19 protein-coding genes are annotated in these 22,972 nt (G+C 70.2%); 16 read left to right on the forward strand and 3 right to left on the reverse strand.

Translation table 11 applies throughout. The features are described from left to right. Window positions 1-83 precede the first annotated feature (83 nt). The 3 genes from KME80_RS01480 to KME80_RS01490 are packed head-to-tail and all read left to right on the forward strand — an operon-like array spanning window position 84 to window position 3,139. On the forward strand, window positions 84-1,130 hold the full coding sequence (locus KME80_RS01480; RefSeq protein WP_219499284.1) for a ferritin-like domain-containing protein: 1,047 nt from the start codon (window positions 84-86) through the stop codon (window positions 1,128-1,130). 52 nt (window positions 1,131-1,182) lie between these two features. Continuing rightward, window positions 1,183-2,856, forward strand: coding sequence for a sodium:solute symporter family protein (locus tag KME80_RS01485; RefSeq protein WP_219499287.1), 1,674 nt, complete (start codon window positions 1,183-1,185; stop codon window positions 2,854-2,856). A 22-nt stretch (window positions 2,857-2,878) separates the two neighbouring features. Further along, a complete protein-coding gene (locus KME80_RS01490; RefSeq protein WP_219499289.1) occupies window positions 2,879-3,139 on the forward strand; it encodes a hypothetical protein in 261 nt (86 codons plus the stop codon). Window positions 3,140-3,228: 89 nt separating this feature from the next. Here KME80_RS01490 and KME80_RS01495 read toward each other — a convergent pair whose 3' ends face one another. Next, on the reverse strand, window positions 3,229-3,855 hold the full coding sequence (locus tag KME80_RS01495; RefSeq protein ID WP_219499291.1) for a TetR/AcrR family transcriptional regulator: 627 nt from the start codon (window positions 3,853-3,855) through the stop codon (window positions 3,229-3,231). A gap of 90 nt (window positions 3,856-3,945) precedes the next feature. Here KME80_RS01495 and KME80_RS01500 point away from each other — a divergent pair, with 90 nt between their 5' ends. The 6 genes from KME80_RS01500 (at window position 3,946) to KME80_RS01525 (ending at window position 9,258) form a co-directional block, all read left to right on the forward strand. Then, complete coding sequence (locus KME80_RS01500; RefSeq protein ID WP_219499294.1) at window positions 3,946-4,680, forward strand: SDR family NAD(P)-dependent oxidoreductase; 735 nt, start codon at window positions 3,946-3,948, stop codon at window positions 4,678-4,680. Between the two features lie 151 nt (window positions 4,681-4,831). Next, window positions 4,832-5,581 carry an SDR family oxidoreductase gene (locus KME80_RS01505; protein WP_219499296.1) on the forward strand — a complete coding sequence of 250 codons (750 nt, stop codon included), beginning with the start codon at window positions 4,832-4,834 and terminating at the stop codon, window positions 5,579-5,581. 72 nt (window positions 5,582-5,653) lie between these two features. Further along, on the forward strand, window positions 5,654-5,875 hold the full coding sequence (locus tag KME80_RS01510; RefSeq protein WP_219499300.1) for a hypothetical protein: 222 nt from the start codon (window positions 5,654-5,656) through the stop codon (window positions 5,873-5,875). Next, the gene (locus KME80_RS01515) at window positions 5,820-7,580 is read left to right on the forward strand and encodes a ferritin-like domain-containing protein (RefSeq protein ID WP_219499303.1); all 1,761 of its coding nucleotides are present in this window, start codon (window positions 5,820-5,822) and stop codon (window positions 7,578-7,580) included. The genes KME80_RS01510 and KME80_RS01515 overlap by 56 nt, the downstream gene beginning before the upstream one ends. After that, window positions 7,577-8,539 (forward strand): alpha/beta hydrolase, encoded by a 963-nt coding sequence (locus KME80_RS01520; RefSeq protein ID WP_219499305.1) that lies wholly within the window; start codon window positions 7,577-7,579, stop codon window positions 8,537-8,539. Before KME80_RS01515 ends, KME80_RS01520 begins: the two co-directional genes overlap by 4 nt. Beyond that, window positions 8,536-9,258 carry an alpha/beta fold hydrolase gene (locus KME80_RS01525; protein WP_219499308.1) on the forward strand — a complete coding sequence of 241 codons (723 nt, stop codon included), beginning with the start codon at window positions 8,536-8,538 and terminating at the stop codon, window positions 9,256-9,258. Before KME80_RS01520 ends, KME80_RS01525 begins: the two co-directional genes overlap by 4 nt. A gap of 121 nt (window positions 9,259-9,379) precedes the next feature. Here KME80_RS01525 and KME80_RS01530 read toward each other — a convergent pair whose 3' ends face one another. After that, window positions 9,380-12,157 (reverse strand): helix-turn-helix transcriptional regulator, encoded by a 2,778-nt coding sequence (locus KME80_RS01530; protein WP_219499324.1) that lies wholly within the window; start codon window positions 12,155-12,157, stop codon window positions 9,380-9,382. Window positions 12,158-12,587: 430 nt separating this feature from the next. Here KME80_RS01530 and KME80_RS01535 point away from each other — a divergent pair, with 430 nt between their 5' ends. The 7 genes from KME80_RS01535 (at window position 12,588) to KME80_RS49895 (ending at window position 21,744) form a co-directional block, all read left to right on the forward strand. After that, window positions 12,588-13,817 (forward strand): cytochrome P450 family protein, encoded by a 1,230-nt coding sequence (locus KME80_RS01535; protein ID WP_219499327.1) that lies wholly within the window; start codon window positions 12,588-12,590, stop codon window positions 13,815-13,817. 78 nt (window positions 13,818-13,895) lie between these two features. Then, a complete protein-coding gene (locus tag KME80_RS01540; protein WP_219499330.1) occupies window positions 13,896-16,697 on the forward strand; it encodes an ATP-binding protein in 2,802 nt (933 codons plus the stop codon). A 221-nt stretch (window positions 16,698-16,918) separates the two neighbouring features. Beyond that, window positions 16,919-17,686, forward strand: coding sequence for an SDR family NAD(P)-dependent oxidoreductase (locus KME80_RS01545; protein ID WP_219499334.1), 768 nt, complete (start codon window positions 16,919-16,921; stop codon window positions 17,684-17,686). Window positions 17,687-17,937: 251 nt separating this feature from the next. After that, complete coding sequence (locus tag KME80_RS51595; RefSeq protein WP_219499337.1) at window positions 17,938-20,196, forward strand: XRE family transcriptional regulator; 2,259 nt, start codon at window positions 17,938-17,940, stop codon at window positions 20,194-20,196. A gap of 117 nt (window positions 20,197-20,313) precedes the next feature. Further along, window positions 20,314-20,805, forward strand: a complete 492-nt coding sequence (locus tag KME80_RS01555; RefSeq protein ID WP_219499346.1) for a hypothetical protein — start codon at window positions 20,314-20,316, stop codon at window positions 20,803-20,805. Between the two features lie 181 nt (window positions 20,806-20,986). Next, entirely contained in the window at window positions 20,987-21,421 is a 435-nt protein-coding gene (locus tag KME80_RS01560) for a cupin domain-containing protein (RefSeq protein WP_219499348.1), read from the forward strand. A 119-nt stretch (window positions 21,422-21,540) separates the two neighbouring features. Continuing rightward, window positions 21,541-21,744: a cupin domain-containing protein gene (locus tag KME80_RS49895; RefSeq protein ID WP_246643628.1), complete on the forward strand. Its 204-nt coding sequence runs from the start codon at window positions 21,541-21,543 to the stop codon at window positions 21,742-21,744. A gap of 487 nt (window positions 21,745-22,231) precedes the next feature. Here the strand turns inward: KME80_RS49895 and KME80_RS01570 are convergent, their stop codons facing one another. Next, window positions 22,232-22,954, reverse strand: coding sequence for an STAS domain-containing protein (locus KME80_RS01570; RefSeq protein ID WP_219499352.1), 723 nt, complete (start codon window positions 22,952-22,954; stop codon window positions 22,232-22,234). Between the last annotated feature and the right edge of the window lie 18 nt (window positions 22,955-22,972).

Raw genomic sequence — 22,972 nt, forward strand, 5'->3', positions numbered from 1 at the left:
GCAGTCAGAAAGGGGTTCGTGGTGACGGGCAACGAACCGAGGCCGCGCGCGAGCCGCCGCGCCCGCCGCAGGAGCACCGGGGCATGACGCCGATGGCGCACGAGAATCCGCAGGAAGCGACGCCGCGGATCGGCACGCTCGACAGCCTGCGCGAGCACCTTCAGTGGGCGATCGAGCTGGAGCACGCGACGCTGCCGCCGTACCTGACCGCGCTCTACTCGCTGGATCCCGAGCGCAACCCTGAGGCGGCCCAGGTGGTGGGCAGCGTCTTCGTCGAGGAGATGCTGCACCTGGCGCTGGCCGCGAACCTGCTCAACGCCGTCGGCGGACGACCGCTGCTGGACACGCCGGAGATGCTCACGCCGTACCCGCGAAGGCTGCCGCACGGTGACCCTTCCTTCGAGGTGTCGCTGGTCGCGTTCGGGGCCGAAGCGCTGGAGATGTTCCTGCGTCTCGAACGACCCGCTCCGCCGGGCGCGCCGCCGGAGGGCGACCGCTACGCGACGATCGGGCAGTTCTACGCGGCGATCGAGCAGGGACTCAGGTACCTGTGCGATCGGCTCGGCGAGGAGGCCGTCTTCAGCGGCGATCCGGCCCGCCAGATCAGTGGCGCCCACTTCCGGCACACCGGCGGATCACTGTTCGCGGTCGAGGATCTCGAGTCCGCCCTGGGCGCGCTGAAGGAGATCGTCGAGCAGGGCGAAGGTGCGGCCGGCGGCTCGATCTGGGACGGCGAGCACGACGTCTTCCACCCGGAGCGCGATGAGGTCGCCCACTACTACCGCTTCCAGGAGCTGAAACTCGGTCGCCGCTACCGGCGAGGCGACACCTCGGAGTCAGGGCCCACCGGGGAGAAGATCTCCGTGGACCTGGCGGGGGTGCGCCCGATGAGCCGCAACCCGCGACCCGCCGCGCCGGGAAGTGCGACCCGAACCGCGCAGGAGGAGTTCAACCGCACCTATCGCGATCTCCTGCAACTGCTGGAGCAGGCATTCAACGGGAGCCCGAAGCAGCTCGCGGACGCCACCAGCACCATGTTCACGCTCAAGAGGCAGGCGCAGGCACTGATGGAGATGCCCGGCGGGGCCGGACCCACTTTCGAGTACACAGACGACAGGGGCACACGATGAGCAGGCACGTCCTCGACGCCGTGTGCGTCGCGCATCTGCCGGAGGAGTCCCGGTGGACGACCCGCTGAGGATCGGCGCCGGGATCGTCGACTACCTGCTGATCTTCGTCTACTTCGCCGTGGTCCTGCTGATCGGAGTGGCGGCCCGCCGGAGGGTCTCCAGCAGTCTCGACTTCCTCCTGTCCGGGCGGTCGCTGCCCGCCTGGATCACCGGGCTGGCGTTCATCTCAGCCAACCTCGGCGCTGTCGAAATCATCGGCATGTCGGCCAACGGGGCTGAATACGGCATGCCGACCATGCACTACTACTGGATCGGCGCCATCCCGGCCATGCTCTTCCTGGGCGTCGTCATGATGCCCTTCTACTACGGGTCCAAGGTGCGCAGCGTCCCCGAGTTCATGCGCCGCCGCTTCGGGCCCGGCGCGCACCTGGTGAACGCGATCAGCTTCGCCCTGGCCCAGATCCTCATCGCGGGGATCAACCTGTTCCTCCTGGCCACCGTCGTGAACGGCCTGCTCGGCTGGCCGCTGTGGGTAGCCCTGCTCCTCGCCGCCGCGATCGTCCTCAGCTACATCACCCTCGGCGGCCTGTCCGCGGCCATCTACAACGAGGTCCTGCAGTTCTTCGTCATCGTTGCCGCGCTGCTGCCGCTCACCCTCATCGGGCTGCACCGCGTCGGAGGCGTGGACGGGCTGATCGACAAGGTGCGGACATCCGTCGGCGGCGGTGCGGAACAGCTCAACTCGTGGCCGGGCAACGAACTGGCCGGGTTCGGCAACTCGGTCCTGTCCGTCGTCGGCATCGTCTTCGGCCTCGGCTTCGTGCTCTCCTTCGGCTACTGGACGACCAACTTCGTCGAGGTCCAGCGCGCGATGGCCACCAAATCGATGTCCGCGGCACGCAGTACGCCGATCATCGCCTCGTTCCCGAAGATGTTCATCCCGTTCATCGTCGTGATCCCCGGGATGATCGCCGGAGTCCTGGTGCCCGAGGTGATGCGGCTCAAGGCGGGCGACCAGGCCGCCGGGATCACCTACAACGACTCGATCCTGCTGCTCATCCGCGACGTGCTCCCCACAGGGCTGCTCGGCATCGCCCTGACGGGTCTGCTCGCCGCGTTCATGGCCGGCATGGCGGCCAACATCTCCGCCTTCAACACCGTCTTCAGCTACGACCTGTGGCAGCAGTACGTGAAGAAGGGCCGCTCCGACGGTTACTACCTGAAAGTCGGCCGGTGGGCCACGGTCGGTGCGACGGGCCTGGCCATCGGCACCGCCTTCATCGCCGCCGGCTACGGCAACCTGATGACCTATCTCCAGACGCTGTTCGGCTTCTTCAACGCTCCGCTGTTCGCCACCTTCATCCTGGGCATCTTCTGGAAGCGGATGACCGCGACCGCCGGCTGGGTGGGGCTGGTGTCCGGGACGCTGGGCGCGGTGACCGTTTGGTTGCTCAACGAGGTGGGCGTCTTCTCCCTGCCCGGTCAGGGGGCGGCGTTCGTGGCCGCGGGCGCGGCCTTCGTCGTCGACATCACCGTCAGCGTCCTGGTCAGCCTGATGACCCCGCCCAAGCCGGCGAGCGAACTCGGAGGGCTCGTCCTGTCGGAGACGCCCAGGCAACAGCGCACCGATCCGGCGGCGAGCCGGTTGCCCTGGTACCGCGCGCCGGTGAAGCTCGCGGGTATCTCCCTCGTGCTCGTCACCGCGCTCAACGTGATCTTCAGATGACCGTCCTGAAAGGAACCGGCACATGACAGACGAACGGGCCGCCACCGGCGGCGAACATGCTGGACCGCGCAGGGCCGGGGCCTTCGACGTGCGCGTGTTCATCGCGGGTTTGATCGGGTTCTACGGCATCGTGCTGATCATCATGGGTCTCGTCGTGGACTCGGCGTCGGATCGGGCCAAGACCGGTGACGTGAACGCCAATCTGTGGGCCGGCATCGGCATGGTGGTCATCGCCGTGGCCTTCGCGGTGTCTGTACGCCTGCGACCTGTGGTCATTGAATGACCGGTGTGACTCCGGACGTTCCACCGGGCAAGGACGCCTACGACGCCGACCTCGAAGGACCGGACCGGGTTACTCCGAAGATGTGACGATCACCCGGGGCGGGGGCCGTCCAGAGGCAGGTGGCCGGGCGGAGGGTACGGCAGCGCCTGCCCCGCCCGGCTGCTGATGCCGTCGAAGGCCAGTTCGAGATACCGGCGCCAGGCCTGCGGCTCGGCGGCGAGCAGCGGCTCCGCGGTGTGCTTGATGCCGCTGAGCAGGAGTATGACGTCGACGCCGGTGAGGTCCGGGCGCACGGCGCCCTGCTCCCGGGCGCGGGCGGTGAGCGTTTCCGCGGCTTCGCAGAGGCGGTCGATCGCCTCACGTACCTGCGGGAGCTGTATGGACGGCCGCCCGACGACCTCACAGAAGGCGCGGTCCCTGACGAAGATCTGCACGCTCTCGGTCATGAATGCGCGCAGCGCGCCGCCGGCATCGTCAGCTGTGAGCAACGTGCTGGCGGTGTCCACCAGCTCGTCCAGCATGCCGAGCATGATCGCCGCAAGCAGTTCCTCCTTGGAGGAGAAGTGCCGGAAGACGGTGCCCTTTCCCAGTCCGGCGCACTGCGCGATCTCCGCGATGGACACCCCGACCCCACGCTCGGCGAACGTCCTGGCCCCGGCCTCCAGCAGTAGCCGGCGGTTGCGCACCGCGTCGCTGCGTGGCGTCGTCCCAGTCATGCGGCCAGTCTAGCCAAAGTGACCGCATGGTCCGTTTCGGCGTTAGAGTAAAGGTGACCGCACGGTCCGTTTGCTGCCGAAAGGAAGAACATGAACCTGCTGGACGGGAAGGTCGCCCTCATCACCGGAGCGTCGTCGGGCATCGGGGAAGCCACCGCGCTCGCCCTCTCCACGGAGGGGGCACTCGTAGCGGCCGGAGCCCGGCGCGTCGACCGGCTGGAGTCCCTGGCCCGCAAGGCGCCCGGCGAGATGCTGACCCTCGACCTGGACGTGACCGACCAGAACTCGGTACGAGCCGCGGTGGCGGCGACCGTCGGGCGCTTCGGCGCCCTGGACATCCTGGTGAACAACGCCGGGCTGATGCTCGCCGGCCCTCTCCTGGGCGCCGACGTCTCGGAATGGACGCGCATGGTCGACACCAACCTGCTGGGGTCGATGTACACGGTCCACGCGGCGCTGCCGTACCTGCTGGAGAGCAAGGGGACGGTCGTCCAGGTCTCCTCGACCTCGGGCCGGATCGCGTCCGCGGGCAACGGCGTCTACTCCGCGACGAAGTTCGGCATCACCGCCTTCGCCGAGTCGCTGCGGCAGGAGGTCACCGCCCAGGGCGTGCGCGTCGTGGTCGTCGAACCCGGATTCGTGGCCACCGAGTTGTCCGGGCACATCTCCGACCCCGCGATGCGGGCGGCCGCCCAGGAGATGGCCTCCTCCATGCGCACGCTGCGGCCGGGCGACATCGCCGAGGCCGTCGTGTACGCGGTCACCCAGCCTGCGCACGTCGCGGTCAACGAGATCCTCATCCGCCCCACCGACCAGACCCGTTGAGCGCCGTGGTGGACGCCCGCCCCCTGCGCTCCGGGCCGACGTTCCGTCGGCGATCAGGATTTTTCGCGGTGTTTGTCACGACTGCGGGGGGCTGGCCGGTCTTAGCTGCGACCGGGACGGACAGCGCCCGGCGGACAGAGAGGGCAACACCATGAAGGTGGTCGTCATCGGCGGAACCGGCCTGATCGGGTCGAAGGTCGTCACCAAGCTGGGCGAGCACGGCCACGAAGCGGTGGCTGCGGCCCCGAACACCGGCGTCAACACGCTGACCGGCGAAGGGCTGCCCCAGGCGCTGGCGGGCGCGGACGTGGTGGTGGACGTGTCCAACTCCCCCTCCTTCGAACGCGCCGCCGTACTCGACTTCTTCGAGACCTCGACCCGCAACCTGCTGGCCGCCGAAGCCGCGGCGGGCGTGGAGCACCATGTCGCGCTCTCGGTGGTCGGAACCGAACGGCTGCCGGAGAACGCCTATTTCGCCGCGAAGATCGCTCAAGAGCAGTTGATCGAGAAGTCAGGCATCCCCTATTCCCTCGTCCACGCCACGCAGTTCTACGAGTTCATCCGCAGCATCGCCGACACCTCCACCGTCGACGGCGAGGTGCACATCGCGCCCGTGCGCTTCCAGCCCGTCGCCGGCGAGGAGGTCGCCCAGGCCGTCGGCCGTACGGCGGTCGGCAGCCCGCTGAACGGCAGGACCGAGATCGCCGGGCCTGAGCAGTACTGGATGGACGAGTTCTTCCGCAAAGCCCTCTCCGCCTGGGGCGACGCCCGCCCGGTCGTTTCCGACCCCCAGGCCCGCTACTTCGGCAGCGTGCCCGGCGAGCGCACCCTGGTGCCCGCCGGCGGCGCCACGTTCGGCCAGATCAGCTACCGCGCCTGGCTTGACGGAAGCACGAAGTAGCCTCCCTCGCCGGACGGCGTCGGCCGACGCCGTCCGGCGAGGTCCATCCACCCAACGAACGCGGGAGCCATCATGAGCAGTGAGCCGAACTTCCTGCATGAGCTCAAGGTCGTGATCGAGGCCGAAGTGGTCATGATTGAGGAGAGCCGTCCGGAGGAAGCCGCCGCCACGCCGGTCACCGACTGGCTGTTCGACCCGCTGGAGGCCCAGCGCGAGCAGATCGGCCTGCGGGGTCTCCATGACGCCGTCGAAGCGCTGGAACACGACGTCCGGCCGGGCGACCATGCCGACTGAGGCGCGGATCCGCACGCTCGAAAGCCTCCGTGAGCATCTCCAGTGGGCGATCGAGCTGGAGCACGCGACGCTGCCGCCCTACCTGTGCGCGCTGTACTCCCTGGATCCGGAGAAGAACCCCGAAGCGGTTCGGGTCGTGGGCAGCGTCTTCGCCGAAGAGATGCTGCACCTGGCGCTGGCGGCGAACCTGCTCAACGCCGTCGGCGGAAGCCCCCGCCTCGACACGCCGCGGATGCTCCCGCCGCATCCCCGGCCCCTCCCTCACGGCGACCCCTCGCTGAGGCTGGCGCTCCTCCCGTTCGGCGACGAGGCACTCGACATGTTCATGCGCGTCGAACAGCCCGCGCCGCCAGGCGCGCCGGTGGAGGCCGACGGCTATGAGACGATCGGGCAGTTCTACGGCGCGATCGAACAGGGGCTGCGGGACCTGTGCGACCGGCTCGGGGAGCGCGACGTCTTCTGCGGCGACCCGGCCCGCCAGGTCGGCGCCGCCCACTTCAGGCACACGGCCGGGCGTCTGGCCGTGGTCGACGGCCTGGAGTCGGCGCTGGCCGCGCTGGGGGAGATCGTCGAGCAGGGCGAGGGCGCCTCGGCGAGTGAGGTGTGGGACGGCGACCCGGACGTCTTCCACCCCGACCGGGACGAGGTGGCGCACTACTACCGCTTCCAGGAGCTCAAACTCGGCCGGCGCTACCAGCGGGGTGACACCCCGAGGACGGGCCCCACCGGCGAGCCGATCCAGGTGGACCCGGCAGGCATCCTGCCGATGAGGCCCAACCCGCGGCCCGCCGCCCCCGGCACCGAGGCCCGCGCCGCCCAGGACGAGTTCAACACCACCTACTGCGCCATGCTGCACCAGCTGGAGCAGGCCTTCAACGGCAGCCCGAAGTTGCTCAAGGTCGCCACCGGCACCATGTACAGCCTCAAGGCCCAAGCCCAGGCCCTGATGAGGATGCCGGGCGCGGACGGCCCCACCTTCGAGTACACGGCGCCCGTTCCCGGTGGTCGGCAGCGGATCGTCGTCCTGCGCGACGGCCCGTATGTCGTGTACGGCGGCGTACCGCTCCGGCGCAAACGCAAAATCGTCTCCTCGGAGAACGACGCGGTGACCTGGCAGACCGGCGAGCCTCTGGAAACCGAGGAGACCTACGCGCTGTGCCGCTGCGGTCATTCGGGTGCCAAGCCGTTCTGCGACGGGACCCACGCCGTGATCGGGTTCGACGGCACCGAGAACGCCCCCATGCGGCCGTACCGGGAGCTGCAGCACGTCCACGACGGGGTGGGGATCTCGGCGCAGCGGGTGGGGGAACTGTGCATCCACACCGGCTTCTGTCTCGGCCGTACCCGGCCGATCGCCTCGATGCTCGCCGACACCGGCGACAGTGACGTGCGCGCCGCCGTCATGGGCCGCATCGACCACTGCGCCTCCGGCTCCTACAGCTATGCCCTCGAACGCGGCGGCGAGACGGTCGAGGCCGACCTCCCGCGGGCCATCGCGGTCCTGGAAGAGGAGGACGGCCTGGCCAGCGCGCTGTGGGTCACCGGAGGACTGCCGGTCGTGCGCTCGGACGGCCGGCCGCTGGAGGTCCGCAACCGGGTGACGCTGTGTCGCTGCGGCCGCTCCGCCAACAAACCGCTGTGTGACAGCACTCACCGGGAGATCGGCTTCCGGGAGACCGACCGCGAACAAGGAGAGACGTCATGAGTGAACACATTCTGGAACCGGCCGCACGGGATCTGGCGGAGGCGACCTCGAAGCCGCCGTTCCTGTACGAACTGGGGGTCGAGGGTGCCCGCAAGGTGCTGGACGACCTGCAGGCGGCCCCGATCGACAAGCCGGACGTGGACGAGAAGTGGATCGTCGTGCCGGCCGAGGCGGGGGACGTGCGGGTCAAGATCGTCAAGCCCGCCGGGTCGTCCGGAGTGCTGCCCGTCGTGCTGTACGTGCACGGCGGCGGATGGGTGCTGGGCAACGCGGGCACCCATGACCGGCTCGTGCGAGAACTGGCCGTGGGGGCGGGCGCGGCGGTGGTCTTCGTGGAGTACGACCGTTCACCGGAGGCGCGATACCCGGTGGCGATCGAGCAGGCGTACGCGACCGCGCAGTGGATCATCAGGGACGGCGCGGCGGAGGGCCTGGACGCCTCCCGGCTCGCGGTGGCCGGCGATTCGGTCGGCGGGAACATGGCGGCGGCGCTGACCATCCTGGCCAAGCGGCGCGGTGACGTGCGGTTCGTGCACCAGTCGCTGTACTACCCGGTGACCGACGCGGGCCAGGACACCGGCAGCTACCGGGAGTTCGCCGACGGGCCGTACCTGACGGCCAAGGCCATGGCCTGGTTCTGGGACGCCTACACCACCGACCCCGCCCAGCGCGCCGAGATCACCGTCTCACCGCTGCGTGCCAACGCCGAGGAGCTCAAGGGGCTGCCGCCCGCGTTCCTGATCGTGGACGAGAACGACGTGCTGCGCGACGAAGGCGAGGCCTACGCACGCAAGCTGACCGAGGCAGGAGTGTCCACCACCAGCGTCCGCTACAACGGCACCCTGCACGACTTCATGATGCTCAACCCCGTGCGGCCGACCGCCGCGGCCGGCGCTGCCGTCGCCCAGGCCGCCGACGTCCTCAAGACCGTCCTGAACCACGGAAAGGCGGAGTCGTGACCAGCAAGGAAGAACCGGTCGTCGTCCTGGTCCACGGCGCGTTCGCCGAGTCCGCCAGCTGGAACGGCGTGATCAAGCTCCTGAACGGCCGTGGCCGGCGGGCCGTGGCCGTGGCGAACCCGCTGCGCAGCGTCGAGGGCGACGCCGCGTACCTGCGTGACGTGATCGCCGGCCTCGGCAGCCCGGTCGTCCTGGTCGGCCACTCCTACGGCGGCATGGTGATTAGCCAGGCAGCGGCGGACAACCCCGCCGTGCGCGCGCTGGTCTACGTCGCCGCCTTCGCCCCCGACTCCGGCGAGAGCGCGTTGCTGCTTTCGGCCAAGTTCGAGGGCAGCACCCTGGGCAGCGCGCTGGAGGCATATCCGGTCTCCTCCGGAGGCAACGAGTTGCGCATCGCGGAGGAGAAGTTCCACGGGCAGTTCTGCGCCGACCTCGATGCCGACGAAGCCGCGCTCATGGGGGCGACCCAGCGGCCGGTGACCGAGCGGGCTCTGACCGACGGGCTGACCGGCCGACCCGCATGGCGCTCCCTGCCGTCCTGGTTCGTGTACGGCGAGCGCGATCTCAACATCCCGGCCGAGACGGTCCGGTTCATGGCGGACCGGGCCGGCTCGCGGGGGACCAGGCTGGTGCCCGGCGCCTCGCACGCGCTTGCGGTGTCCCAGCCCGACGCCGTCTGCGCTGTCATCCTCGACGCCGTCGGCCACGTGAACGGCTGACGGCGCCGATCCGACCGGCGACCTCCGTCGCCGGCCGGATCATGCTCTCACGAACCGGTCGACACCGCCCAGGACGACCAGGGGAAGTGGCCGAAGCAGCCGCCCCGCGCCGGAAGGCCGGTCAGGCCGTCGCCGTCGTCCCTTCAGGCGGAGTCCCCCGCAGTTGCTTGCGGGAGGCGATGCCGAGCTTGGCGAAGACCTTGCGCAGGTGCCACTCGACGGTGTGCGGGCTGATGAACAACTGGGCGCTGATCTCGGCGTTCGTCAGCCCCTGACCGGCCAGCCGCGCGATCTGCGTTTCCTGGGCGGTGAGCGCGACCTCGGACGTCGTCGCCCTGTCCGGGTGCCTGCGGATCGTCTCGCCGGTGGCCTGCAGCTCACGGCGGGCGCGTTCGGCGAACGCCGTGGCACCCATCTGGTCGAGCATCTTGTGGGCGAGGCTCAACTGCTCGCGGGCGTCGACACGGCGATTCTCCCGGCGCAGCCACTCGCCGTAGAGCAGCCGGGTGCGGGCGAGCGCGATCCGGACGCCGGCGCGGTCGAGCCGCACGATCGCCTCACCGTAGAGATCGTCGGTTTCCGATCCGACGCCCGCCAGGGCGCGCATGCTCGCCGAGGTGCCCAGGGCCCAGTCGGTGCCGCTGGCCCGCGCCATCTCATCGAGCCGGCCGGCGACTTCGGCCGCGCGGGCCTGCTGCCCGCTCCGGGCGGCGGCTTCGACCAATTCGATCATGGACCAGGTGGACAGGCCGAGTTCCTTGGGATGCTCGGCGCCGCGCGAGGCGGCGACGAAGGCCTCCTCGTAGCGGCCGAGGCCGTTGCAGAGCACCGAAGTGGCCCACTGGGTGGCGGTGGCCACCTTTCCTTCGCCCGCCAGTGCCACGTCCCGTGTGATCGCCTGGATCGCCTCACGAGTCTCGGCCTCTCCGCCCCGCCACGGCGCGACCACCAGGGCTCCGTACTGGGCGAAGAAGCTGCTGCCCAACACCTCGCCGATCGTGGTCGCCTCGGCGACCAGCGCGTCGGCGGCGGTGAGTTCGCCGGCCAGCACGCGGGCCGACAGGTGGAGCAGGAGAGCCGACGGCAGCGCCGACAGCGCCCCCGACTCCCTGACGATCTCGACCAGCTTCGCCGAGAGCGTCAGATAGCTGTCGAAGTCCCAGATGTTGTGCGCCATGCGGGCGGCGAGCGGGAGCCAGCCCAGGCCCTCTTGCGTGGAGAGTTCCGCGGTGCGGAAGGCGGCCATGGCCTGACGCAGCATCGGCATGCCCGCCGGGTACCCGTCGATGGTCGCCACCGCCAGGCCGTTCAGCAGCAGGTCGTTGCGCTCAGGCGGCGGCCCGGGCGGCGCGGCGAGGGTGGCCCTGGCCACGTCCGCCATCTGCGCGCCGTCCGCCAGCCGGCCGGCGGTGAGAGCCGCGTACAGCGCGTCACGGTAGGTTTCGCGGGCCGCCCCGGCGTCCAGTGGCTCCAGGCGCCTGGCCGCGTCGAGCAGCAGGGGCAGGGCGGCGCTGGCGCTCCTGGAGGTGAAGACGATCTGGCCGCGAAGCAGGCTGGATCGGGCGAGCAGGCGTTCGTCGAGGGGGCTGAGCTCGGCCGCGTCGAGCAGTTCGAGCGCCGCGTCGTATCCGCCGGCCTGATACTTCGCCTGGGCCGCCGCCAGAGCCCTGGCGCCGCGGCGCGCGGCGTCGGGGGTCAGCTCGGCCGCCCGCTCCAGGAACGCGGCCGACGCCGCGACCCCGCCGCGTACCCGCGCTCGCTCGGCGGAACGCTCCAGCTCGGCGGCCACCGTCTCATCGGGGCCGGCCGACGCGTTGGCCAGATGCCAGGCCCGCCGATCGGGATCAGCCCGCGGATCGGTCGCGTCGGCCAGTGCCCGATGCGCCCGCTGTCGTTCGCCCGGGATCGCCACCCGATAGGCCGCCGAACGCACGAGTGGATGACGGAACCGCACCCGGGTCCCGATGGTGATCAGCCCCGCCGCTTCTGCCGGTGACGCGGCGGTCGCGTCGATGCCCAGCAGCTCGGCCGCCCGGTTCAGCAAGCCCAGGTCGCCCACCGGCTCGGCTGCGGCGATGACCAGCAGCCGCTGTGTATGGGGCGGCAGCGACCGTACTCGCCGCAGGAAGCTTTCCTCGATCTGGCTGGTCAGCGGCCGCGCGTCCGGACGGGCGAACCCGCCGGCCAGCTCCGCCGGCGTCAGCCCCCGAGGCAGCTCCACCAGCGCCAACGGATTGCCCTGCGTCTCAGCGAGGATCCGATCCCGCACCCGATCATCCAGCCGGCCGGGGATCACGGAGTCCAGCAGGGCGCGGGCGTCGCTGTCGCTCAACCGCGCCACGTCGAGCCGTGGGAGCCTCGCCAACTCGGCGTCGAGGCCAGGCGGGCGCACCGCGAGCACCAGCCCGATCGGCTCGGCGAGCAGCCGCCGCGCGACGAAGGCGAGGGTCTGCGCGGAGATCTGATCCAGCCATTGGACGTCGTCGACGAGGCACACCAGCGGTTCCTTCTCGGCCGCGGCGGCGAGCAGGCCGAGCACGGCGAGCCCGACGAGGAAGCGGTCCGGTGGAGAGCCCGTGCTCAGGCCGAACGCCGTCTCGAGCGCGTCACGCTGCGGCTCCGGCAGGCGGCCGAGCTGATCCAGAAGCGGGACACACACCTGGTGCAGCCCGCCGAAGGCCAGCTCCATCTCGGACTCGACACCCGCCGCTCTGACCACCCGGCAGCCGGACGCGCTGTCACGCGCGTACTCCAGCAGCGCCGTCTTGCCGATGCCTGCCTCACCACGCAGGACCAGCACCGAGCTACGGCCGCCCCGTACGGTGGTCATGACCTGGCTCAGCGCCTCGCACTCGATCTGCCGGCCGCGCAGCTGTGTCCTGGGACGCCTGCCGACCATCAGCGCCGCCCCGCCGGCGGCTCGGCATCGACGCCTCCAGGCTCGACCCGGTAGACCGGCGCCAGGCTCCCGCCCTGGGTGATCTCGGCGTGACGACTCGGCATCGCCCGTACCCCCGATCTGCCGGACACGCGGCCGTGACCGGGATCTCTGCTCACCGTTGTCGGGACGAGGGTCGAGGCAGCCAGCGAGACATCACGCGTAGGCGAGCAGCTTATCCGCCTGCTACGGATGACAGCAATGTCCCTGGATGGCAGGACTCGTTCGTGGTCAGCGCCTGCGAAAGGGACAGCCGCGCGAGTTGTGTCAGATCGCATCCCTTCGACTCGGCCGGGTGCTCGCTGGCTTGTCACGTATCGCCCGGGTTATCCGGTCAACCCTGTGTCGGCAACACCGTAAGACGTCGCCTATCGCTTGAAGGAGAAGAAGAATGTCCCAGCCGCTCCCGTTCGTCATCGACCCCGCCGGTGCTGACCGGCACGCCGAATATCGGGCCCTGCGCGTCCTGGGCCCAGCCACTCCTGTGGACGTCCTCGGCCTGCGAGCCTGGGCGGTCAGCGATCCCGCCCTTCTCAAGAGCCTGCTGATGAGCCCCGATGTCTCCAAGAACGGCCGTGCTCACTACCCGGCCTTCGCGCGGACGATCAGGACGTGGCCGCTCGCCCTGTGGATCGAGGTGCAGAGCATGCTCACCGCGTACGGAGCCGACCACCGCAGGCTACGGCGGATGGTCGCCCCCGCCCTCAGCGCACGCCGTGTCGCCGAACTGAAGCCGACCATCCGATCCCTGGTGACCGAGCTGATCGACGACCTGGCCACGGTGCCCCCAGGCCACGTGGTGGACCTGCGCGAGCGACTGGCCTACCCGCTGCCCATCGCCGTGATCGGCCATCTGATGGGCGTACCGGAGGAGCAGCGGGACGACTTCCGCCAGATCGTCGACAACGTCTTCGACAGCACCCTCACCCCCGAGCAGGCCCAGGCCAACGCCGCACGCCTCTTCGAGGTCACCGACCAGCTGATCGCCATCAAGCGCGGCGACCCCGGCGACGACATGACCTCCCTGCTCATCGCGGCACGTGATGAGGAGTCGGGTGGCGACGGATTCACCGACGTCGAACTCCGCGACACGATGATTCTGATGATCAACGCCGGGTACGAAACGACCGTCAACGTCATCGACCAGGCCGTCTTCGCGATGTTGACGTCCCCGGAGCAGCTCGATCTCGTCCGCACCGGCCAGGCCGCCTGGGAGGACGTGGTGGAGGAGACCCTTCGCGCCGAGCCCGCCATCAAATACCTGCCGCTGCGCTTCGCCGTCACCGACCTCGAACTGCCCGACGGGCAGATCATCGCCGCCGGCGACCCCATCCTCGCCGCCTACGGGGCCGCCAACCGCGACCCGGACTGGCACGGGCCGGACGCCGACACCTTCGACGTCACCCGTAAGGTGAAGGACCATCTGGCGTTCGGCCACGGCGTGCACTTCTGCCTCGGCGCGCCCCTGGCCCGCCTCGAAGTAGCCGAAGCCCTGCGCCAGCTCTTCGAGCGTTTCCCCGCCATGTCACTCGCGGCACCGGCTGCCACGTTACGGCCGATGCCCACCCTCATCAGCAACGGCCACCAGGAGCTCCCCGTCCGCCTGCGTCCCCTCGCCTGATCATCTTCTGCCTGGACGGCCCACGCGAAGATCAGCGCCCGACATCGAGAAACTTGGCCCGGCACGGGTCCCGGGTGTATGCAGATCCGTGCGATCAGGGCAAAAGGCAGGGGCATCGTGGGTCAACGCAGGTGGAGCGCGGGGCTGCTCGGGCGGGGGACGGAATGTGCCGTCCTCGATGAGCTGATCACGGCCGTCCGTGCAGGTGAGAGCCGCGTGCTCATGGTGCACGGCGTGCCAGGGGTGGGAAAGTCGGCGCTGCTGGCGTACGTGGAGCACGCGGCGATCGGCATGCGGGTGCTGCACGCGGCCGGTGTCGAGTCCGAGATGGAGCTGGCCTTCGCCACTCTCCACCAGCTGTGCGCCCCGCTGCTGGACCGGCTGGACAGCCTTCCCACACCACAGCGCCATGCGCTGGAAACGGTGTTCGGCATGCGCCGGGGGAGCCCGCCCGAACGCTTCCTGGTCGGCCTGGCCGTACTGAGTCTGCTGTCGGAGATCTCCCAGAGCGCTCCGCTGCTCTGCGTGGTGGACGACGCCCAATGGATGGACCGGGCCTCGGCGCAGGTCCTCGGCTTCGTCAGCCGGCGGCTGCTGGCGGAGTCGGTCGCCCTCGTCTTCGGCTCGCGCCGGCGGCCTCAGGACCTGCTCGGACTCCCGGAGATGGAGGTCACCGGGCTGAAAACCGCCGACGCACACGCTCTGCTGAACTCGGTGGCGCCCGGCCGGCTCGATCGGCACATCCGTGATCGGTTCGTGGCCGAGACCCGGGGCAATCCACTTGCCCTCCTGGAGCTGCCGCGCGAGCTGACCATGACCCAGGCGGCGGGCGGATTCGGCCTCGTGGACGTCGACACGCTGCCCAGCCGGATCGAGCAGAGCTTCCTCGACCGGATCGCAGGTCTGCCCGAACAGACCCGGCTGCTTCTCGTGGTCGCCGCCGCCGAGCCTGTCGGCGATCCGTCGCTGGTGTGGCGTGCCGCCGAACGGCTTGGCGTCGAACCGGCGACGGCCCTGGCGAGCGGGACGGACGGGCTGCTGTCGTTCGACGTACGGGTGACCTTCCGTCATCCTCTCGTGCGATCGGCCGTGTACAGGTCGGCGAAGCTGGTGGACCGTCAGGCGGTGCACCTCGCGCTGGCAGAGGTCACGGACGCCCACGCAGACCCCGACCGCCGCGCCTGGCACCTCGCCGCCGCGACGACCGAGCCCGACGAGAACGTCGCCGGCGAGCTCGAACGCTCCGCCGGCCGGGCACAGGCACGCGGTGGGCCGGCCGCCGCGGCCGCCTTTCTGCAGCGCTCCATGGCACTGACCGTCGACACCTCGCGGCGCGCCGAACGGGCCCTGATGGCCGCGGCAGCCAGCCTTTCGGCCGGGGACATCGCTACCGCCCGCGAGTTCGCCGACCGCGCCGACCAGGATGCGCAGAGCGAGTTCCAGCGCGTGCGAGCCCTGCTGACACGCGGTCACATCACGTTCGCGGCCGGCTTCGACAACGAGGCGCCGGTGATGTTGCTGGAGGCCGCGCGGCGGCTGGAGCCCATCGCCATGGACCTGGCGCGGGAGACGTACTTCATCGCCTGGGCTTCGGCGTCGTTCGGCGCCGCCAACCGGGACAGCCTCCTGGCCATCTCGCAGGCGATGAGGGAACTGCCCTCTCCCGGAGGTCGCCCGCGCGCCCTCGACCTCGTCCTCGAGGGTTACGCACTGCTCATCACCGACGGCCGGAGGGCCGCGCTGCCCACGTTGCAACGAGCGAAGACGGCGATCGCCGACCACCCCGTGCAGGACCTGCTGAAATGGGGCTGGGCGGCCTGCGGCGTGAGCGCTCTCCTGTGGGAGGACCGGATCATGCCCGACGTCCCCACCAGGGCGCTCGAGGCGGTGCGCGCGGCCGGGGCCCTGTCCGAGCTTCCCCTCTATCTCCACTCGTTGGGGGTACCGCGCTCGCTGAGAGGCGACTTCGCCGCCGCGGCGGCGCTCGTCGCCGAATCCGAAGCCGTCGCAGAAGCGACGGGCGTGCCGATGACGCAGCACACCCAGCTCCTGCTGGTGGCGATGCGGGGCAAGGAGACCGAGGCCGCGCCGCTGATCGAGGCCACGATCGAGGAGGCCGGCGCCGGCGGCCAGTTGAACGGTGTCGCGTCGGCCCAGTGGGCGGCCGCGGTCCTCTACAACGGCCTGGCCCGCCACGGGCTGGCGCTGCCGGCGGCCCAGGCCACCACCCAGAGCGCCAACGTGATCGTCTCCCAGTGGGCGCTGCCCGAGCTCGTCGAGGCGGCGGCGCGCGTCGGGGATTCCACGGCCGCCCGCGGGGCGCTCGAAGGGCTGGCGGACGCGGCGGAACCGTGCGACACCGACTGGGCCCAGGGAATCCTGGCGCGCTGCCGGGCGCTGCTGACCGACGACGACACCGCGGACGATCTTTATCGGGAGGCGATCGAGCGGCTGGGCCGCACGACTCTGCGTCCTGAATTCGCACGCGCCCACCTCCTGTACGGCGAGTGGTTGCGCCGGAACCGTCAGGGGGCCGAGGCGCGCGTTCACCTGCGGACCGCGTACGAGATGTTCGTGTCGATCGGCATGCACGCCTTCGCCGAGCGTGCCCGTCGCGAGCTTCAAGCCACAGGGGAGAACATCCGCCGCAAGCGGGGGACCGAGGATCCGGAGAGCGCGGAGCTGACCGCGCAGGAGAGGCAGATCGCCCTGCTGGTGCGGGACGGCCTGTCCAACCCGGAGGTCGCGGCCCGTCTCTTCCTGAGCCCGCGTACGGTCGAATGGCACCTCCGCAAGGTCTTCGCCAAACTCGAGATCACCTCCCGAAGGCAGGTCGGCGACGCGCTGTCCAGCGGCGCGTACGAAGCCGGCACACGGTGAAGCCGCTGGGCAGGAACCTCCCGGCGCCGTAGCCCGCCCCGCCGCCCGGGTGCGCACGCGCATGCTACGCGTCCACGACACCCTGGTCTCGTCAGACCAGTGACTTTCCGTGGTGCGACACGCAACCCGGCCACGCGAGCATCGGCGTGTCGTCCGAGCACGGGAGGAGCGGGGCGGAACGGCGGCTTCCGTGTCGCCCTCGACGAGGGAATGAGGCAGTCATGCACGATCGGCCGTTGGCCGGAGCCGTCGCGCTCGTCACGGGCGCCGGCAGCGGAATCGGCGCCGCGACCGCGCGCCGCCTCGCAGGTGACGGTGCGGCCGTCACCCTGGTCGCCCACCGGCGCGACCGTGTGGTGCGGGTCGCGAGCGACATCGCACGGCAGGGAGGAGAGGCGGTCGCGCTGGAGGCCGATATCACCGAAGCTGACCGCGCCGACGACATGGTGCAGGACGCGCTGGATCGGTTCGGGCGCCTGGACATTCTGGTCAACAACGCCGAGATCAGGCTGCTCGGCTCAGCGCTGCACGCCACCATCGAGGAGTGGGATCAGATGATCTCGCTCAACGTGGCGGGTCTGGCCCACGTCACGCACGCCGCTCTTCCGCACCTGATCTACGCGGCGACGACGTCCCCCCGGCAGGTGGCGGATCTGGTGAACGTCGGCTCGGCGGCCGAGCGGGTCGCCCGTCCGGGAAGCAGTGTCTATGGCCTGACCAAGTCGGGCCTGAACGCGTTCACCGAATCGCTTCGCCAGGAGCTGCTCGGCGAACGGGTCCGGGTCAGCGTGGTGGAGCCGGGCGCGGTGGACGACGGACAGGAGAACCGTCTCGGGGACTCCGCCCGGGGTGCGGCTCGGCGCCCGATCGACGGCGTCGAAGGGTTGCGCCCGGATGACGTCGCGGATGCGATCAGCTATATCGTCACGCGGGCGCGGCGGGTCGCCGTCAACGGGATGCTGGTCCGAGCCGGCGATCAGACCTGGTAGCCGCGCCGATGCAGGTCCGCCGAGCCCGCCGCCACGGCCTGTCCGGCCGGCACGGCGAAGTGGAGTCCGATCCTTCGTCCGTGGCCGGATGCGCATGTGCCGACGGACTCCACCTCGATGGCGGACGGGCGACAAAGGTGTCCGTGGCTCCCTCGGCAGGACACGGGCGCAGCCGGCGGCTCACTCGGCGCTGAGTTGTTTGGATCATGCCGTTCGATGGCCCGGGGTTCGGGCCGTTTCAAGGAGGATGGATGAGCAGCTCGTTCGGCCTGCTTCTGCGGAGCCTGCGGCAAGCCGCGCAGTTGACGATCGAGGAACTGTCGCACGCGTCCGGTGTGAGCGTGCGGGCCATCGGCGACATGGAGCGCGGTGTCAGCCGCGGCCCGCAGAAGCGCACGGTGGGAGCGTTGGCCGAAGCGTTGCAGCTGGATGACGCCCGGCGGGTGGAGCTGATCGAGGCCGCGCGGGCGGGCCGGCCGCGACCGAGCGGCCCGGTGGCCAGCGCGTGCGAGCTGCCGCGTGAAGCGGGGGATTTCACCGGCCGGGCGCGGGAGCTGGAGCTGCTGCGGCACCTGGCCGAGCAGGCCGGGACCCGGGAAGCCGCGGTGGTGGCCACCATCTCCGGCACCGCAGGAATCGGGAAGACGGCCTTGGCCGTGCACGCCGCCCGGCACCTGGCCGAGCTGTTCTCGGACGGCCGCTTCTACGTGGACCTGCGGGGCATGGACAGCGCTCCGCAGGCCCCCGGCGCAGTGCTGTCGCGGCTGTTGAAGGCGTTGGGTGTGGCCGAGCAGCGGATTCCGGGTGATGACGAGGAGCGGGCCAGGCTGTACAGGGAGCTGCTGATCGATCGCCGATGTCTGATCGTGCTGGACAACGCCGCCGATGAGGTGCAGGTGCAGCCGTTGCTGCCGGCGTCCGGACCGGGGATGACGATCATCACCAGCCGGCGCTCGCTGACCGGGCTGGCGGGAGTGCGGCAGGTCCCGTTGAGCGAGCTTTCCAACGAGGAGGCGGCCGGGCTGCTGGAATCCATCGTGGGGAAGCAGCGGATCGAGGCGGACCCGGACAGCGCAGCCGAGTTGGCCCGGCTGTGCGGGAATCTGCCGCTGGCGGTACGGATCGCCGGGAACCGGTTGCAGAGCCGGCCGGGGTGGACGATCGGCCAGCTTGCCGGACGTCTGGAGGACGAGGGACGCCGGCTGGAGGCCCTGGCGGTAGGTGATCTGGCGGTCACCGCTGCGTTCACGTTGTCATATCAGCAAGTGTCCGGGCTGGCGAGGATCGCGTTCCGGCGTCTGGCGCTGGCGGCCGGATCGGACTTCGGCATACCGTTGGCCGCGATCGTGCTGCAGGCGGACCCGTTCGAGGCCGAGGACGCGCTGGAAGAGCTGGTTGAGCTGGGGCTGCTCACCTCGCCGTACGCCGGCCGCTACGTCTACCACGACCTGGTCCGCTTGTACGCCCGTGCCCAATTGGAGCAGGAGGATCCGGTCGAGGCGCGGGAAGCGGCGCGGTGGAGGATGGAGACCTGGCTGCTGGAGGTCGCGGTGGTCGCCGGGCGCTGGTTCGAGCCCGGGTACGGGGCGCCGCCGCCCGAATGGCGTTCCGCCGTCACGCTCGACAGCCGGGAGGCGGCGGGCGAGTGGCTGCAGGCGGAGGGCGTGGCCTGGCTGGAGGCACTGCGCTCGGCGGCCCGGCGTCACGCGCACGGGACGGTGGTCGAGGTGGCCGAGTCCATGCACTGGTTCTCGGACCAGGTGAGGAGATGGGGGCACTGGCGCGAGGTGTTCGAGCTGTCCTCCGGTGCGGCACGGGCGATGGGGGACCGGCTGCAGGAGGCGGTGCATCTCAACTATCTGTCCTGGGCCCTGTCCGTGTGCGAAGGCCGGATGGAGGAGTCGGAGAGGACGGCGTTGCGGGCGTTCGAGCTGGCCGGCGAGGTCGGTGACCTGCGCCAGCAGGGGTGGGCGCTGTTCTACGCCGGCTGGCCTGACTACGGCGATCCGGCGAAACTCGAGCGCGAGGTGGACTACAGCCGGCGAGCGGCCGACCTCCTCCTGCGGGCGGCGGACCTGGAGGGCTACCCCCAGGCCAGGATGACCCACATTCTCAACCTGCGGCGAGCGGGCCAGACGCAGGAGGCCCTGCGGCGCAGTCTGGCGCTGGTGGCCGCGTTGCGTGACCCCTCGTACGGCGGTTCCCCGGCCATCGTCGCCTACAGTCTCGGAGCCGCCTTGAGCCATCTCGGCCTCACCTACGTCGCGCTCGAACGCTGGACGGAGGCGGTCGACGCCTTCCATCAGGCGGTGCCCGTGCTTAACAGCCACTCCATTCCCCCTGCCCTGGCCTACACCCATCGCGGCCTGGGCATCGCGCTGCGGGAGTTGGGCCGGGTCGAGGAGGCCCGCCAGGCATTGGCGGAGGCGGCACGGCTGTTCGAGGAGGACGGCGACGACGCGCAGGCGGCTGATGTGGTCAAGAAACTTGAGCAGACAGGCGAAAACTAACCTCCTCCGCCTTTCTGTCACAACTCGCCGGGTCGTCCGGTCAAAGGGCGTGATCGCAACAACGGCGAGGAGCGCGTCCTCCACGCGTCTCCGGCGGGCGGAAGCGGAGACGGTGTAATGCATGCCCTCCTCCACACGGTGGGCGTTCTGGCCGGATGCGCCGTGGCACTCGCCCCGATCCTGCTGCCCTCCGTACGTTCCGCGAGAAGGTGGCCGTACATCGTGATGGCGCTCGGCATGGCGGCCGGGCATCTTGGTGGCTGGTTCCTCTGCGCCGCGGTGCTCGCGCTGCTGACCGCCGGCTGGCTCTGCGGCTCCCCCATACGCCGCGCGGAGACCGGTCATCACATCCAGGACTTCGTGTTCATGCCGATCCTCATGGTGCTGACGGCGTCCGGCGGGCCTGCTCTCACCGGCGCTTCGTCCGGGCACGCGCATGGAGGAGGGTCGACGGCCACGGTGGCCCTGGTCATCGGCCTGACCTGGACCTGCGCTCGGCTCATCCGCGTCCTGCCGGTGCGGGGAGCGGAGCGAAAGAGGCTCGACCAGGACGTGTGCTCGGCCGGAATGGCGGCCGACATGACCTTCATGGCGGCGCTGGCGCTGTGACGCGACGACAGTCCGCGCCATCCGCCGACCTGGGGCCGGGCATCGACGTCAAGCGAGCTGGGCGCTGAGGCGCCCCAGCAGGAGCGCTGTTCACGACGGTGTCACATATCGGGGCCGCTGTCTGGTCTGAGCTACTGATCGGCCGGAACGAGCCGGCCACGGTTTCGCGAAGGGACGCCTGATGAGCATCGCTCACGCTCACCACCTTGAGAGCCCCGACACGAGCGGGCCGCCACCGAAGATCGACGTGGTCGCCACCGTAGCGGGAGCGCCGCCCGCGCCGGAGGGCGCCGAGGCGATGACGATCCTGGTCACACTGCCGCCGAACAGCCCCGGCGCGCCGCCTCACCGGCACTCCGGGCCCGCCTATGGGTACGTGATCAAGGGAGCCATCAATTTCGAGCTCGAAGGCGAACCTGTGCGGGTTGTCCGGGCCGGTGAGGCGTTCTGGGAGCCAGGTGGGGACGTGATTCATTACCAGGACGGCAACCACCTGGCTGATGAGGAGTCGGCGTTCGTGGTGACGATGTTCTGCGCGCCTGGGCAGCCGATGCTGACGCCGGTCAGCTCCGAGGAGTTGGAAGCTCGGCGAGACCGTCGCGCACCGCAGTCATGACCAAGGTGTCGCTGACCGCACTCGTCCACCAGCTGCTCACGCACGCTCGCGAGGCGAACAGGGGTCGCAGTGCCACCACTGTCCACGGTGGACACGATCGTTCGCTGCGGCAGACCGTCATGGCGTTGCGGCAGGGCGAGCACATTCACGAGAGCGAGCATCCCGGCGAGGTCACGGTGCACGTGCTGCGCGGGCGGGTGCGGCTTGTCGCCGGGCCTGACTCATGGGACGGGCTGCCCGGCGACCTGCTGGTCATGCCGGAACGCCGCCACCGCATGGAGGCTGTAGAGGACTGCGCGTTCCTGTTCACCACCGCACGTTGAACAAGGAGAGGGCGGGAACCGGGGTCGGTTCCCGCCTTCAGCATGTACGCCCGGTATGGTCCGATTGCTTGGCTGCCAGGGGAGCCCCGGTCCGCGGGGTAGTGATTGCGCTCCTGCCACCCGGCCGGGTCGGGGTCGGGAAGGTCAGAAGCGCCAGGCACGGTATCTCCTCGACGGCCTCCGGGTAGCGTCGCGTGCGTGGCTCGACAGTCCGCCGCAGACTGTACAAGGGGTGTCGATCCGGGCCCGTCGGGGGCCTCTGTTGAACGGCGGGCCTCAGTTGAGGTGTTCTGCCCGAGCCGGTCTCGGCGGGGATGGGGCTGTCAGCCCCGTAGCCAGCCGTTGGCGGGGGGTGCGCAGGGTCCAGTCGAGGAAGGACGCTCGTACGGGACAGGTCTGGCAGAGGGGATCGGGCCTCTCGGCGCTGATGGAACTGATGAACAGCCATGATCTACCTCGAACGATGGGTCGGCATGGCCGGGGTGTTTCAGGTGGTCAGGATGGTGGCGAGGGCCTGCTCGACCGTGCTGTGAACCGGCAGAAGCGCTTGTAGCCGGACGAGTTGGAGCAGCCGGGCGGGGACGCCACGAACCCCGGCCAGCCGTACGCCCGCGTTGTCGGCGGTGGCCTGGCGGTGGCTGGATATCAGCACCCGCAGGCCTGAGCAGTCCAGGAAGGACACCTCGGTCAGGTCGAAGACCACGTGGTCGCCGGGCCGGCGGACCCTCTTGACGTAGCAGGCCAGTTGGCCGCTGTTGGCGAGATCGATCTCACCGCCAACCGCGATCACGCTCGTCCCGGGAAGGTGCCGATGCCTCAGCGTCAGCGACGTGGTGGCAGCTCTCTCGGTTACGGCCGAAAGGTCGGGCCGCAGAGAGGAGACCGTACGCTCACCATGAACCCGTCGTGCCGGCGCCTGTCGCTGGTGTGCCGGGAGCGGTGTAGATCCGGAAACGCCGGCCTCAGGGGGCATGGAAGATCCTGTTCCAGACGCAGGCTCCGCCGAACCGACCGGCCGGCGCTTGCCGGACGCGTCGAGTCGCGGAAGGAATCCCGAGGCGATGACCAGCGTGTTCTGATGCCGGTGCACGTACGCGGTTGCGTCGGTGGACACGTCGTCGACCGCCCCATCCACGGAGCGCGGCTGGATCGAGGGCTGATGAGGCGCGGTCCTGGCCGCTATGAACGCCGCAGCGTCGTCGTCGGTCATCGCCGCCCCCGGGTCCTG

The sequence above is a fragment of the Nonomuraea ceibae genome (genome assembly GCF_019396325.1).
Lineage (GTDB): Bacteria > Actinomycetota > Actinomycetes > Streptosporangiales > Streptosporangiaceae > Nonomuraea > Nonomuraea ceibae.

Excerpts from the sequence above, each read along its gene's own strand:
- KME80_RS49895 (WP_246643628.1), top strand. The coding sequence starts at position 21,541 with ATGGCGTTGCGGCAGGGCGAGCACATTCACGAGAGCGAGCATCCCGGC.
- KME80_RS51595 (WP_219499337.1), top strand. The coding sequence starts at position 17,938 with ATGAGCAGCTCGTTCGGCCTGCTTCTGCGGAGCCTGCGGCAAGCCGCG.
- KME80_RS01505 (WP_219499296.1), top strand. The coding sequence starts at position 4,832 with ATGAAGGTGGTCGTCATCGGCGGAACCGGCCTGATCGGGTCGAAGGTC.
- KME80_RS01560 (WP_219499348.1), top strand. The coding sequence starts at position 20,987 with ATGAGCATCGCTCACGCTCACCACCTTGAGAGCCCCGACACGAGCGGG.
- KME80_RS01490 (WP_219499289.1), top strand. The coding sequence starts at position 2,879 with ATGACAGACGAACGGGCCGCCACCGGCGGCGAACATGCTGGACCGCGC.
- KME80_RS01555 (WP_219499346.1), top strand. The coding sequence starts at position 20,314 with ATGCATGCCCTCCTCCACACGGTGGGCGTTCTGGCCGGATGCGCCGTG.
- KME80_RS01570 (WP_219499352.1), bottom strand. The coding sequence starts at position 22,954 with ATGACCGACGACGACGCTGCGGCGTTCATAGCGGCCAGGACCGCGCCT.
- KME80_RS01515 (WP_219499303.1), top strand. The coding sequence starts at position 5,820 with ATGACGCCGTCGAAGCGCTGGAACACGACGTCCGGCCGGGCGACCATG.
- KME80_RS01545 (WP_219499334.1), top strand. The coding sequence starts at position 16,919 with ATGCACGATCGGCCGTTGGCCGGAGCCGTCGCGCTCGTCACGGGCGCC.
- KME80_RS01510 (WP_219499300.1), top strand. The coding sequence starts at position 5,654 with ATGAGCAGTGAGCCGAACTTCCTGCATGAGCTCAAGGTCGTGATCGAG.
- KME80_RS01495 (WP_219499291.1), bottom strand. The coding sequence starts at position 3,855 with ATGACTGGGACGACGCCACGCAGCGACGCGGTGCGCAACCGCCGGCTA.
- KME80_RS01500 (WP_219499294.1), top strand. The coding sequence starts at position 3,946 with ATGAACCTGCTGGACGGGAAGGTCGCCCTCATCACCGGAGCGTCGTCG.
- KME80_RS01540 (WP_219499330.1), top strand. The coding sequence starts at position 13,896 with ATGCAGATCCGTGCGATCAGGGCAAAAGGCAGGGGCATCGTGGGTCAA.
- KME80_RS01530 (WP_219499324.1), bottom strand. The coding sequence starts at position 12,157 with ATGGTCGGCAGGCGTCCCAGGACACAGCTGCGCGGCCGGCAGATCGAG.
- KME80_RS01480 (WP_219499284.1), top strand. The coding sequence starts at position 84 with ATGACGCCGATGGCGCACGAGAATCCGCAGGAAGCGACGCCGCGGATC.
- KME80_RS01535 (WP_219499327.1), top strand. The coding sequence starts at position 12,588 with ATGTCCCAGCCGCTCCCGTTCGTCATCGACCCCGCCGGTGCTGACCGG.
- KME80_RS01520 (WP_219499305.1), top strand. The coding sequence starts at position 7,577 with ATGAGTGAACACATTCTGGAACCGGCCGCACGGGATCTGGCGGAGGCG.